The sequence below is a fragment of the Haemophilus sp. SZY H56 genome (assembly GCF_054332415.1).
Genome location: NZ_JBTGNX010000004.1, coordinates 167,503 through 181,436 on the forward strand (window position 1 = coordinate 167,503; position 13,934 = coordinate 181,436).

The 13,934-nt window shown below is 40.7% G+C and carries 8 protein-coding genes; 2 read left to right on the forward strand and 6 right to left on the reverse strand.

Going from position 1 to position 13,934, the window contains the following annotated elements:
* Positions 1-35 precede the first annotated feature (35 nt).
* Positions 36-3,929 carry a phosphoribosylformylglycinamidine synthase gene (gene purL / locus ACXVWP_RS04715; RefSeq protein WP_458473273.1) on the reverse strand — a complete coding sequence of 1,298 codons (3,894 nt, stop codon included), beginning with the start codon at positions 3,927-3,929 and terminating at the stop codon, positions 36-38.
* 174 nt (positions 3,930-4,103) lie between these two features.
* Between purL and ACXVWP_RS04720 the strand changes: the two genes are divergently transcribed.
* Both ACXVWP_RS04720 and ACXVWP_RS04725 read left to right on the forward strand, forming a co-directional pair.
* Positions 4,104-4,901, forward strand: coding sequence for an SAM-dependent methyltransferase (locus ACXVWP_RS04720; RefSeq protein ID WP_289902504.1), 798 nt, complete (start codon positions 4,104-4,106; stop codon positions 4,899-4,901).
* Positions 4,902-5,144: 243 nt separating this feature from the next.
* Positions 5,145-6,167 carry a transferrin-binding protein-like solute binding protein gene (locus ACXVWP_RS04725; RefSeq protein WP_458473277.1) on the forward strand — a complete coding sequence of 341 codons (1,023 nt, stop codon included), beginning with the start codon at positions 5,145-5,147 and terminating at the stop codon, positions 6,165-6,167.
* A gap of 79 nt (positions 6,168-6,246) precedes the next feature.
* On the opposite strand, the gene ACXVWP_RS04730 is transcribed toward ACXVWP_RS04725, so the two are convergent.
* The 5 genes from ACXVWP_RS04730 to ACXVWP_RS04750 all read right to left on the reverse strand — a co-directional run.
* Positions 6,247-6,921, reverse strand: a complete 675-nt coding sequence (locus tag ACXVWP_RS04730; RefSeq protein WP_126469826.1) for a phosphoglycolate phosphatase — start codon at positions 6,919-6,921, stop codon at positions 6,247-6,249.
* A gap of 12 nt (positions 6,922-6,933) precedes the next feature.
* Positions 6,934-7,605, reverse strand: a complete 672-nt coding sequence (gene rpe, locus ACXVWP_RS04735; RefSeq protein ID WP_289902506.1) for a ribulose-phosphate 3-epimerase — start codon at positions 7,603-7,605, stop codon at positions 6,934-6,936.
* Positions 7,606-7,768: 163 nt separating this feature from the next.
* Positions 7,769-9,433 (reverse strand): bifunctional metallophosphatase/5'-nucleotidase, encoded by a 1,665-nt coding sequence (locus tag ACXVWP_RS04740; protein WP_289902507.1) that lies wholly within the window; start codon positions 9,431-9,433, stop codon positions 7,769-7,771.
* Between the two features lie 131 nt (positions 9,434-9,564).
* Positions 9,565-9,894 (reverse strand): DMT family transporter, encoded by a 330-nt coding sequence (locus ACXVWP_RS04745; RefSeq protein ID WP_014064309.1) that lies wholly within the window; start codon positions 9,892-9,894, stop codon positions 9,565-9,567.
* 215 nt (positions 9,895-10,109) lie between these two features.
* Positions 10,110-13,934, reverse strand: a 3,825-nt coding sequence (locus tag ACXVWP_RS04750) for an Ig-like domain-containing protein (RefSeq protein WP_458473275.1), incomplete at its 5' end; no start/stop codon positions are given.

Consider the following 13,934-nt stretch of genomic DNA (forward strand, 5'->3'; position numbering starts at 1 on the left):
TTATTTTTAATTAATTTTCCGTGATCAATTTCACATTATTTGAAATTCACTCTCGCATTTCTAAAAATTCGCATCCAAGCACCATCTTCAGACCAATCTTCTGGGTACCATGAGTTGCTCACCGCACGGAATACACGTTCTGGGTGTGGCATCATCGCGGCAATACGACCATCGACGTTAGAAATGGCAGTAATACCTAATGCTGAGCCATTCGGGTTAGCTGGATAGGTTTCAGTCACGTTTAAATGACTGTCGATATATTGTGCCACAATCAAGTTTTGCGCTTGAAGTGCGATCAAATTCTCAGGTGTTTTAAATTCTACGCGTCCTTCACCATGAGAAACCGCAATCGGCATATGGGAACCTGCCATGCCTTTAAACCACAATGAGTTGGTGTCGTTGATTTTCACCATCGCAGCACGTGCTTCAAAACGTTCTGATTTATTACGCACGAAACGTGGCCAATTTTCCGCACCTGGGATGATTTCTGCCAGGGTGGAGATAAATTGACAGCCGTTACATACGCCTAATGAAAGGGTGTTTTCATTGGCGAAGAATTGGCTGAATTGATCGCGTAATTGTGGGTTGAATAAAATGGATTTCGCCCAGCCGCCACCTGCGCCCAATACGTCACCGTAAGAGAAACCACCACAGGCCACCATCGTATTGAATTCGTTTAAGTTGTAACGACCTGTCATTAAATCGCTCATGTGAACATCAATCGCGGCAAAGCCTGCACGATCAAAAGCTGCTGCCATTTCAACATGACTATTCACGCCTTGTTCACGTAATACTGCCACTTTTGGTTTCACGCCTTTGCTGATGTAAGGCGCAGCAATATCTTCATTCACGTCATAAGTTAAGTAAGCTGATAATCCTTTGTTGTCTGTGGCTTTTTTCGCTTCAAATTCTTGGTCAGCACATTCTGGATTATCGCGTAAGCGTTGCATTTGGTGAGTGAGTTCTGCCCAAATACTGCGTAATTCAGAGCGTTTTTCGCTTAATAGTTTTTTGCTGCCACGTGTGATTTCAAAACGATCTTCTAAGCTAACAGAACCGAGTTCATAAGTTAAGCCAAGCAAGTCATGGGCTTTTAATACCTCACGCACGGCGCTTAATTCGTTTTCAGAGACTTGGATCACCGCACCTAATTCTTCATTGAATAACACGGCTAAATCATTGTCGCCTAAGGCTGAAATATCCACATCCACGCCACAGTTACCCGTAAATGCCATTTCTGCAATCGTGGTAATTAAACCACCGTCTGAACGGTCGTGGTAAGCCAATAATTTACGTTCTGCTACTAATGATTGCATTGCATCGAAGAAGTTTTTCAGTTTGGCTACATTCACCACATCGGCAGGTTTATCACCTAATTGTTTATACACTTGCGCAAGTGCGGTCGCGCCTAAGCGATTTTTTCTTTCGCCTAAATCAATCAACAATAAACGGCTTGCGCCTTTGTCTGTACGTAATTGAGGTGTCACGGTTTTGCGGACATCTTCCACGCGCGCAAAAGATGAAATCACTAAAGAAAGCGGCGCTGTTACTGATTTTTTCTCGCCATTTTCTTCCCAAGTGGTTTTCATCGACATAGAGTCTTTACCCACTGGAATGGTAATGCCTAATGCAGGACAAAGCTCTTCACCGACTGCTTTAACCGCTTCATATAAGCCGGCATCTTCACCGCCATGGCCCGCTGCAGACATCCAGTTTGCAGACAGTTTGATACGTTTAATATCGCCAATATTGGTGCCCGCAATGTTGGTAATGGATTCAGCCACCGCTAAACGTGCAGAAGCGCCAAAGTCTAATAATGCCACGGGTGCACGTTCGCCCATTGCCATGGCTTCACCATGATAGCTGTCTAATGAAGCGGTTGTGACAGCCACATCAGACACGGGGATTTGCCATGGGCCGACCATTTGATCACGTGCCACCATACCAGTTACCGAACGGTCGCCAATGGTAATTAAGAAGGTTTTTTCTGCCACCACCGGTAAGCGTAATACGCGATGGAAGGCTTCTTTTAATTGAATATTTTCCGTTGCAAGCGGTCGATTTTCGACAGTTTTTAACGAAACCTCACGCGTCATTTTCGGCGTTTTGCCTAATAACACATTCATCGGTAAATCAATTGGGTTATTATCGAAATGACTATCGTGTAAGGTTAAATGTTTCTCTTCCGTTGCCTCGCCAATGACCGCAAACGGTGCACGCTCACGTTCACAAAGTGCGGTAAATAATTCGAGTTTTTCTGGTGCAACCGCTAATACATAACGTTCTTGCGATTCGTTACACCAAATTTCCAATGGTGACATGCCTTTTTCATCGCAAAGGATAGAGCGTAAATCAAATTTACCGCCACGTTCGCCATCGTGTACCAATTCAGGCATTGCGTTGGATAAACCACCCGCCCCCACGTCATGGATAAAGAGAATTGGGTTTTCATCGCCTAATTGCCAGCAACGGTCAATCACCTCTTGGCAACGGCGTTCCATTTCTGGGTTTTCACGTTGAACAGAAGCAAAATCTAAATCTTCTTTTGATTTCCCGCTGTCCATGGAAGAAGAAGCGCCACCACCTAAGCCGATATTCATGGCTGGGCCACCTAATACGATCAATTTCGCACCAACGGGGATTTCGCCTTTTTGAACATGTTCGCCACGAATATTGCCGATACCACCCGCTAACATAATCGGCTTGTGATAACCACGCACTTCTTCGCCGTTGAAGCTGTTGACTTTCTCTTCATAGGTACGGAAATAACCTAATAACGCAGGGCGACCGAACTCGTTGTTAAATGCTGCGCCACCTAATGGGCCTTCAATCATAATATCTAAGGCTGAAGCAATACGGTTTGGTTTAGAAAGCGGATTTTCCCAAGGTTGTTCAAAGTTTGGAATGATAAGGTTTGATACGGAGAAACCGGTTAAACCTGCTTTTGGTTTTGCACCACGACCTGTTGCCCCCTCATCACGAATCTCACCGCCCGAACCAGTTGCGGCACCCGGGAATGGCGAAATTGCGGTCGGGTGATTATGGGTTTCCACTTTCATTAAGATATGCGCATCTTCATTGTGGTAACGATATTGCCCATCTTGATCCGCAAAGAAACGGCCGACTTTTGAGCCTTCCATTACTGCAGCATTATCTTTATAGGCTGAAAGCACGAAATCAGGGGTTTTCTCAAAGGTATTCTTAATCATTTTAAACAGGGATTTATCCTGTTTTTTGCCATCAATAATCCAATCGGCATTAAAGATTTTATGGCGGCAGTGTTCAGAGTTGGCTTGTGCGAACATATAAAGTTCAATATCGTGTGGATTGCGCCCTAATTGGGTGAAGTTTTCCACCAAATAATCAATTTCATCTTCTGCCAGTGCCAAACCTAATTCTACGTTGGCTGTCACCAAAGCTTCGCGTCCACCTTTTAAAATATCCACCGTTTTGAACGGTTTCGGATCTTGATGACGGAATAAGATCTCTGCATCTTCAGGACGACGCACCACGGTTTCCATCATTCGATCGTGTAAAAGTGCGGTCAATTTTTCAGTTGTTTTTTCATCAAGCGGTTGGCTTAACTCAAAATAATACGCCAAACCACGCTCAATACGCTCCACTTCACTTAAACCACAGTTATGCGCAATATCGGTCGCTTTAGAAGACCAAGAAGAAATCGTGCCAACGCGTGGAATCACGATAAAAGTTTCTCCTTTGGCGTCGTGTTCAGCCAAGGTTGGGCCGTAATGTAACAATGCTTTTAACTTAGCTTCCTGCTCGCTAACAAGCGGTCGATTTAATTCCACAAAATGCAAATATTCCGCATAAACCGATTTTACCGGTAATTGATTTTGTTGGAATTTTTGCATTAAGCCTTGGATACGAAATTCAGAAAGGGCGGGTGAGCCACGAAAAGTTTGAAACATACGGGTACCTTTGAGTTGTGTTTGAGATGAAAATCGCAGGCTATTATAAAGGAAAAACACCAAAACGAAAACGTTTGCGTCAATCATTTTAAAATGATTTTCAATGGGAGAAAGCATATAATCATCAAGCAATTTAAAACAATCCTAAAACTAACCGCACTTTGGGGCGTCACTATGATCATCAATGACATCAATTTCAACGATCTCTATCAACAACATCTAAAAGCCTGTAATCACTATAATCTTCCACCGACAAAATGGGATAAAAAAGCCTCTAAAATGGCTGAGAACTTAGTGGGCAAACCAAGCCGTTATAACGAGATCTTACTTAAAGCCATGAATGTGCAACCCAATGAAACTGTATTAGATATCGGCTGTGGCCCCGGCACGTTTGTGATTCCTTTAGCCCAACAATGCCAAGCTGTGTATGCCCTCGATTACAGCCAAGGCATGTTAGAGATGGTGCAACAATATAAAGAAAAGCATCAACTGAATAATATTACGCTTCTACATAAATCATGGTCAGATAACTGGGATGATGTACCTCAAGCGGATGTAATTCTCGCCTCTCGCTCGACGCTTGTCGATGATTTGGATGACATGATTGAAAAGCTGCAAAGTAAGGCAAAAAAGCGGGTCTTTTTAACCTCGGTGACACAACGCCATTTTCTCGATGAAGGCGTATTTGAAGCTATTGGCCGTGATGATGTAGGCTTCCCAACTTATATTTATTTAGTTAATCGCCTTTACCAAAAAGGCATTCACGCCAATGTGAGTTTTATTGAAACGGAGTCGGGCTATTTCCAAGGTGAAACCTTTGAGGATTTATTAAACTCCGTGGCGTTTTCTCTCGGCAATCTCACCGAAAAAGAAAAACAAGATTTAGCCCAATTCTATCAACAAAAACAAATACATAATGAACCGATAAAGCACGGACAACGCAAATGGGCGTTGATTTGGTGGGAGGTTTAACAAAATATAAGTATTGTAATTTACTTTTAAATTAAAACACTTAACCTTATAAAATTAACTAACTTATAGACAAATTAAATTTCTAATGATACAGTCCAGTCTGATACCTCTGAAGGTATTTTATGTCTACTTTTTCAATAAGGAATATTAGTATGTTTTCTTTAAATCATGTTTTAAAATTTGGTACTACAGCATTAGCCGTTTTAGTATTATCTGCGTGTGGTAGCAGCGGCGGTGGTAGTGATGCCCCAGATGTTTCAGCTTCAACCAATCAGACTAAGCAAAGTCAGCCAAGTACTACTGCTAATAATACGACTCAGCAACCAAGTACTACTTGCCAATAATACGACTCAGCAACCAAGTACTACTACCAATAATACAACTCAGCAACCAAGTACTACTACCAATAATACAACTCAGCAACCAAATACTACTGCCAATAACACGACTCAGCAACCAAGTACTACTGCCAATAATACGACTCAGCAACCAAGTACTACTGCCAATAATACGACTCAGCAACCAAGTACTACTACATCTACAAACAATCAGACAGCATCAAGCCAATCTACTCCAACTGAAAATGTGGCTCAACCATCAACCCCTAATACTCAAAGTGGTAATACTAATCGAGCACTCACAGATAAACATGCTAGTTTCGTCATACCTAAAAAAGGTGGAACTATTCACACCGCATCCATTTCTGGTAATCCAGATCTTTATGTGCTAGATGTTGAAGGTAAAAGTATTGATATAATTCCTGCCGGAATGGGGAATGGAAAGGTTCTCAAAATCACGGCAAACAATATTACCCGCATAGTTAACGGTTCATTATATAAAAATGTACGTTGGGGATTAATTACAGAGGATGGCTTAAATAATTATTACTTAGTCTCTTACGGTATCAATCCTACAACCGACATGCCAACTAGCGGTAACGCTACCTATGTTGGACAAGGTGTACACGGTTATGCAGATAGTGATTCAGCTATTGATACGTATCGCTTAAGTAACGCAAAATTTAATGTAAATTTTGCTGATAAATCATTTGAAGGTTCTATTACTCCAGATGATGGAAAAGCATTTGGCAATATCAACGAGGTTAAACTTTCTGCAAAAATTGATGGTAACCAATTCCACGGTAAAACTGCTGAAGGTACAGAAGCTGTCGGTCGTTTCTACGGAAATAACGCTAGTGAGTTAGCTGGTAGCTATGTAAATGAAAAAGCCTCTTACCTTGGGGTATTCGGCGCTCAAAAACAATAATTAGTTTTAATCTAAAATTAATAAAGCAAGCCTTGTGCTTGCTTTATTTTTATAAAATAAACATGGATAATGTAATAAATTAAAGAATCTCTAATAACTTCACAAAGTCATCAAACACCCAATCTGGATTTGATTCTGCAATTGGGATGTTGTAGTTGTATCCGTAAGTTAATCCCACAACCGGGCAACCTGCTGAATGTGCAGCGAGAATGTCATTTCGAGAGTCACCAACAAACAACACTTGGCGAGGCTCTACACCGAATTTACCACATAAATAATACAATGGGCCTGGATGTGGTTTAATCGCGGGTAATGATTGTCCACCAAGCATTTCACTGAATAAATGATCGATACCAAATGCGGCTAATACCGGCTGAACGTGACGAGTTGGTTTGTTCGTTACCACGGCTAAGGTATAACCGCGAGCCTTTAAGGTTTCCAATGTTTCTTTTACATTTGGATATAAACGACTCACATTGCAAAGATTTTCAGCATAATGCACATTAAAGCGCTCTTTCACTTGCTCGATTTCAGCCTCAGAGAATGTTTTACCCGTTTGCTCTTCAGTCCATTTTAAAGCACGTGCAATTAATACAGGTGCGCCATTACCGATCCAAGTTAAAACCTGTGCTTCTGATGCAGGGGCAAAACCAAAATCCGCTAATGCTGAATTCACGGATAATGCTAAATCCGGCAAGCTATTCACAAGCGTACCATCTAAATCAAAACCGATAACTTTAAATTGAGTCTTCATTACTACTACCTTTTATTTTACAGACGCTAATTGCGTACGCATTTGATCAATGATTTGTTTATAATCTGGTTTACCAAAAATCGCTGAGCCTGCCACAAACATATCTGCACCCGCTGCGGCGATTTCTGCAATATTATCCACTTTTACCCCACCATCAACTTCTAAACGGATATCTAAACCGCTTTCATCAATCAGATGACGTGCCTGTTGTAATTTTTTCAATGTTGAAGGTAAAAAAGATTGTCCACCAAATCCTGGATTCACGGACATTAACAAAATCACATCCACTTTATCTAATACATAATCCAAATAACTTAATGGTGTCGCAGGATTAAACACTAAACCCGCTTTACAGCCGTGATCACGAATGAGCTGTAAAGAGCGGTCAATATGTTCACTGGCTTCAGGATGAAAGGTAATGTAATCCGCACCGGCTTTGGCAAAATCAGGAATAATACGATCGACCGGTTTCACCATCAAATGCACGTCAATCGGTGCTTTAATACCATAATCACGTAAAGCTTTACACACCGCTGGGCCAAAGGTTAAATTCGGCACATAGTGATTATCCATTACATCAAAATGAATGACATCCGCACCAGCATTCAATACGTTTTGCACATCATCACCAAGGCGAGCAAGATCTGCAGAAAGGATAGAAGGGGCGATTAAATAAGGTTTCATTTGTCATCTCCTAAAGGATCAAAGTGCTTGTAGTTTACTACGTTGAGCTCAATTTTACCTTGATTATTTACAAGTTTTAGCTGAAAACAAAGAAAAAAATAACCGCACTTGATTCAATTGCCTCAAAGTGCGGTTGTTTTTTATCGTATTTTAAAAAGACCGATTAGTTTAATCCAATGATTTCCCAACGGTTGTGAGATTGACCATCGATTTTGCCTTTCTTCACGTTGGTGATGTAATCGATCATCATATTTTGGATCGTGCCTTTTTCACGGCCCATTGCCACTTTAGATTCCCAAAGTACCGGAATTTGTTGGCCTTCCCAAATCCCACCTTTACCGTTTAACTGAGCGAAACGATATGAGTTCATACCCACTTTTAATTTCATATCATCCGTTACCGGTTTACCGTCAGCAAGGGTTAAATCAACGATTTTGCTGCCTTGTGGATTACGTAAGTCAATTTTGTAATTTACGCCACCAAAAATGTCGTAAGTCACATATTTTGATTTTTTACGTTCCGCATTGTAACGGTATTCAGTGTCACTTGGTTGGATGGTATCGAAGTAGTTAGCTGACCATTCCATATATTCTTTCAATTGTTTACCGGTCAGTTCATAAACGGTGACATCACCGCCCGCATAACGATAGTTAAAGATGATGTCTTTTTTCTTGATATCGCCTTTATTCATGCGTGCTTTTTGGTGGTCAAAAGAGAAAGTCACCACATCTGCACCACTGTAATGTTGTTCAACATCATTAATGAATGAAGATAAACCGGTATCTTTTGAGAATGCCGCTGATACACCGTGTTTAGTCTCTTGTGGCACCATTTCGTTTTCGGTTTGACCAATCACCACGTTGTTTAATTCACGTAATTTCTCGTGGTAAGGTTTATAGATTTCCGCAATTTTCTTATCTGCTTCAAGTGCTTTAACTGGAACGGTTTTGGATTCTTTCTTCACCAATTTCACTTCTTTTTTATCGTTGATATCAAAAGTGAGATCCACTTCAGATACTACGGTACCGTAACGGTGTGGTTCAGTGATAAGGGTATTTTTAATGGTTTCACTTGGTACATCTTTGTGCATGTGACCCGCGATAACGACATCAATGCCGTCTACTGCATTGATCACATCACGCATACCGGTGTCTGGAATCTTGTTTTCATTGTCGATACCCATGTGAGCAATCACAATAATTGCATCAACACCTTTCGCCTTTAACTTCTCAACTTGTGTACGTGCTTCTTCAGTTGGTGAAGTAAATTTCATGTCTTTTAAGTTGCCTGTGTCTTCTTCAAATTTTGCTGACATTGGGGTACTTAAACCGATAATCCCTAGTTTCACGCCATCTTTTTCAATGATGGTTGTCGCATCAATATAACGTTTGTCGTTTTTCTTATAATAGAAGTTTGCGGTTAATTTTTTTGCTTTGATGTCTTTTAAGATTTCATCTAATGCTTCCATCCCAAAATTAAACTCGTGGTTACCAAGTACGAAAACATCGTATTTCATTTCGTTTAATACTTTTGGAATTGGGTGATCTTTGTAATATTTTTTATCTTTTGCGAACACATCGACTTGGTTATCTTGGATCGCATCGCCCACATCCACTAACACCACGTTTTTGTTGTTTTTACGCACATCTTTCACATAAGTTGCGATTTGCGCATAAGAACCAGATTTGTCATCTACGTCTGCGCCATAGCTCCAAGGTACAACGCGACCGTGAATATCAGAGGTACCCAATATTTTAATATTTACTTCTTGTGCCATTGCTGTACTCACAGCAGAAAGCGCAAATAATGAGCAAAGTAATTTTTTCATAAAATTTCCTTTAAAGTGCACAAAGTGCGGTTAAAAATGCGGGAGAATTATAGCGATGAATTGATTACCAACATAATTTTATTTTGAAGAAAAATAAAATTTGTGAGCGTGATCACATTTCATTTGGAGGATTAATGTCCTGTTTGAGAAAACAAGTTAATCACTAAAACACCGCTGATAATCAATGCCATACCAATCAGCCCAGCAGTATCAATTTTCTGACCAAAAGCGAAATACGCCACAATGGCCGTCAAAACAATGCCAACACCCGACCAAATGGCGTAAACCAACCCCACGGAAAGGGTACGGAATACAAGGGAGACAAAATAAAACGAAATGGCATACAAGGTTAATGAGCCAATTGTAGGTAAAAGTTTGGTAAAGCCATCGCTGACTTTTAATAAATTCGTTGCCACGATTTCAAGGCAAATAGAGATAGCAAGTAATGTCCAAGGATTCATATAAATCAAAAAGTAAAATAGAAAAACACTATTCTACCTTAAGCGACTGATGGATGTAACCGAATTTGGCGCGCCATGGCTTGCATATAAGGTGCCGTTTGTTCAAAGAAATAACGGTAAGAGGCACATACATAATTATGTGAATTAGGTTCATTTTATTACATAAAAAAACACCCCTCATAGAGGGGTGTTTGATTATAACGATCTTAGATAAGTTAGATTACTTGAATACCTTGTTCAATATAAACTAATTCAGTCGTAATCGTACCTGTATTACCGCTGGTGTAAGAATACACATCATAGGTAACACCATCTACAGTCTCTTCGGCTCCTTTCGCCCATGTACCCACATTTGAACCTGCGATACCTTTAGAGGTATCTTTCAAGTTTTGTGCTGTATCGTCATAGTTATTGTTATTACCTAAATCGACAGTATCTAATGATGTACCACGGATGTAGACCTTCGCAAGCGTATCACCATCTTGTTGTAAGTCTGATAATCTAATGTTAATGTCTTGACGACCATCTGCTGTTAAATCAAAGATTTCAACATTTTTGAAGTTAGACATTTCATAGCTATGACCGACTTCTTTTAATACGGCAATATCATTACCTTCGCCACCATCAACTGTACCACCAGTTACACGATCACTGAAGTTAACAATATCATCGCCTGCACCAAGATTAATTGTACCACCTGAAAGGGTAGAGATATTTAATACGTCATCGCCCGTACCCATGTCAACTTTACCACCATTAATGCTGGTAAATGTTGCAGTATCATTACCCTCAGCCATATCAACAGTGACTGTTTGAGCGTCAAGAGCATTATTAATACCGCCAGCTACGAGTACATCGTCGCCTTCCCCCATATTAACGTTTGCACCATGACGTAAGTTACTACCTACTTTAAACACGTCGTTACCTGCACCCATGCTTACTGTCGCATAGTCAACGTGTCCTGCAACTACGAATGAATCTGACCCATTACCGAAGAGGAATGTTTGTGATTTTGTGACATAACCACCCACTTCTAGGCTATTGTCGCCGTTGCCAAAGTCATAACGTCCGCTGCCTGAGCCATCAAGGTTGCTCTTCACATACATACTGTCATTACCTTCACCAAAGGAGACATTCATCGTTGTTTGGGTATTAACCGCACCATTAATCACTAAGCGGTCGTTACCATTACCAAAGTCAATATTATATTGGCCTCCAGTTGCAATTTCTGCTGTATCGAAGGTCAGTTTATCGTTACCTTCACCCATTTTTAACGAGCCACCTCGCCATGACTGTAAATTGCCACGTAATTGAATATGGTCATCACCCGCACCGGTATCCACATTCAATTCTCCGCCACCAACCATGGACGCCATGTTACCATTTACACCCGAGCTACGTGCATATTCATCTAAACCAACCACGAGGTGATCATTATCATCCGTGAATTTCAAGCCATTTTCATTCGTTGCTTGACGGTTAATAATATCTGTAATTAACCCAACGTTAAATTTACGTGCTTGCGATGGATCTGGCCCCATTTCAGTATTCATATTGCTAAATAGGTTACGAATATACATGGTTTTCGTTGAAGCAATATTACCTGCTGCATCAATCACTGTGACTTGCATACCGTCAGTTGAATAGCGGTTAAAGTTGTCAGCAAAATTAACGGTGTAAGTGCCATCTCCATTATTCACTGCTGTAGTGGTTGATGTTGTACCTGCAGTATTCGGGTAGCTAATCTTAACATCCGCATCCACTTCTGAACGATCTGTAATGCTGAACGTAATAGACGTTAAGTTACCCTCTTTATTGTTTGCCATCGCAGTCACTTCCATCGATTCAACTTGAGTATCTAAATAAATATCTTGACGAGTCGTGAGTTCTACTGCCTTCGTTGCTTGATTTTGTACTTCTGCAGTATAGCGATATTGAGTACCAAAGGTTTCTGGCAATGCATCAGTGAAAGAGTATGTTTTACCATCCGCACTTACCGTAAATTTATCGGTGAGTACTTCTTTATTGAAGACGTCACCATCTTTTGTTACGGTTTCGCGGTAAATCACCATATTTTGTGCAGAAGTAATTTTATTATCCAACGTGAAAGTGACAGTTGGGGTTGCATCATTTGTTAAACCATCTGCAAGTGTTTTGATTGCTTGTAATTTCGTCGCATCACTTGCATCAATGGTTTTACCATTAGCACCAACTACACCTTCATAGTTATCTAAGCCACCATTTCCTGATAATAGACCATTTGCTTCAGTTCCTTCGGAACGAGTTTTTGCACCTTTATATTCATCAGTGAAATCATCCTTCACTTCCACCACAATTTTCGTTGGTGGAACTTCGGCCTCCTCAGTCTTAGCTGTATCGATTCCTTCTTTCGAGCTATTACCTTGTGGATCTTTAACGATAGCTTTCACTTCATTGCTTTCACCCGCGGCAAGCGGAGTGAATGTCACTTTTACGCCATCCTTAATTTGAGCTTCAGTTAATACGATATCTTCAGTTTGTCCATCTGGATAAGTGACAGTTAACGTATCACCTGCGCTGTAGCCTGCATTTTCAGGGAATGTAATAGTCGCTGTGGCTTTACCTTCACCGTTTAAGTCAGAAGCATTGATGATTTCATCATCATTATCCTCAATATGTACAACTGGTTTACCTGCATCATCAGTTTCACCATCGCCATTTGTATCGCCAGGTACACGAGCATCAACAGTAAAGGTTTCTTTATTACCTTCTGTTGCATTACCATCACGTGATTGACTTACTGAGACGCTATAAGAACCATCTGTTGTTACATTTTCTTTAGGAATAGTAACGGCTACTTTACCTGCAGTTGCTTCATCTTCAGTTACAGTATGCTCAATGGTTTTCGTTGTGTTATCTGGATTTGTGATGGTTAATGTAACTACATCCCCGGCTTTAGAATTGGTCTGTAATTTCACTTCCGTTTGGATACCATCATTTAATTCAGTCGCCGTCACTTTACCATCGTCCGCTTCAGCAATAGTAAGCTCAGGTTTACCACTTAGTTCATCACTATTTGGTTTTGCTTCTGCTGAAGCATCATCACCTGTGTTACCTGCATTATCTTTTGCTTTTGCAGTCACAGTTGAACCATCTTTTACTTTATCTTTGGCAATAGTTGCAACACCTGTGTCTTCATTGACAACAACATCTGGATTATCTGATTTCCATTTACCATCATCACCCTTCGTTAATGTTGCAGGATGCTCGTTACCATCTTCGTCTGTATAAGTAATTTCAACCGTTTTGGTATCTTTATCTGCTGGCGGTGTAATGGTCATTGAGCCATCATCATTCGCTGTCACTGTTGGTGTTGCTGGTGCAGTTTTGTCCACAGTAAATCCTGCTGGGGTACTTTCCGCACTGCTGTTACCTGCTGGATCGGTCACTTTCGCTGTTACTGTATAATCACCTTCACTCGGTACCTTATCTTTAGGAATAGTAACTTCCGCTGAGCCATTATCAATATCATCTTTAGTTACTTTATGCGTAACTTCTGACTTATTACCTTCTGGATCGGTTACCGTTAATGTAATTTCATCGCCCACTTCGGTATTTGCAGGGATAGTGACTTTTGTTGTAACACCATCTTCAAGTTCTTTCGCATTGATATACTCGTCACCGTTACCATCTGTGATGGTTACGATTGGTGCGCCATCTTTAGTGTTGTTATCAGTGTCACCATTACTTGCTTCACCGTTGTTATCAACATCGCCTGGGATGCCTGTGTCTACTGTGACTTTTTTCGGTTCGCTGGTTGCACTTGTATTACCTGCAGGATCAGTCACTTTAGCTGTAATGGTGTAATCACCATCTGTTGGCACGTTGTCTTTCGGAATCGTAATATCTACTGAACCATTTTTGATATCATCTTCTGTCACGGTATGTGGAATTTCAACTGTCTTACCGTTTGGATCGGTTACAGATACAGTGATGGTATCACCTGCTTTTGTTCCTGTTGGGATAGTTACATTCGTTTGAATACCATCTTCAAGTTCTTT

What these genes read in the sequence shown, in the direction of transcription:
- purL (WP_458473273.1), bottom strand. Translation starts at nt 3,929, where the DNA reads ATGTTTCAAACTTTTCGTGGCTCACCCGCCCTTTCTGAATTTCGTATC.
- ACXVWP_RS04720 (WP_289902504.1), top strand. Translation starts at nt 4,104, where the DNA reads ATGATCATCAATGACATCAATTTCAACGATCTCTATCAACAACATCTA.
- ACXVWP_RS04725 (WP_458473277.1), top strand. Translation starts at nt 5,145, where the DNA reads ATGCCCCAGATGTTTCAGCTTCAACCAATCAGACTAAGCAAAGTCAGC.
- ACXVWP_RS04730 (WP_126469826.1), bottom strand. Translation starts at nt 6,921, where the DNA reads ATGAAGACTCAATTTAAAGTTATCGGTTTTGATTTAGATGGTACGCTT.
- rpe (WP_289902506.1), bottom strand. Translation starts at nt 7,605, where the DNA reads ATGAAACCTTATTTAATCGCCCCTTCTATCCTTTCTGCAGATCTTGCT.
- ACXVWP_RS04740 (WP_289902507.1), bottom strand. Translation starts at nt 9,433, where the DNA reads ATGAAAAAATTACTTTGCTCATTATTTGCGCTTTCTGCTGTGAGTACA.
- ACXVWP_RS04745 (WP_014064309.1), bottom strand. Translation starts at nt 9,894, where the DNA reads ATGAATCCTTGGACATTACTTGCTATCTCTATTTGCCTTGAAATCGTG.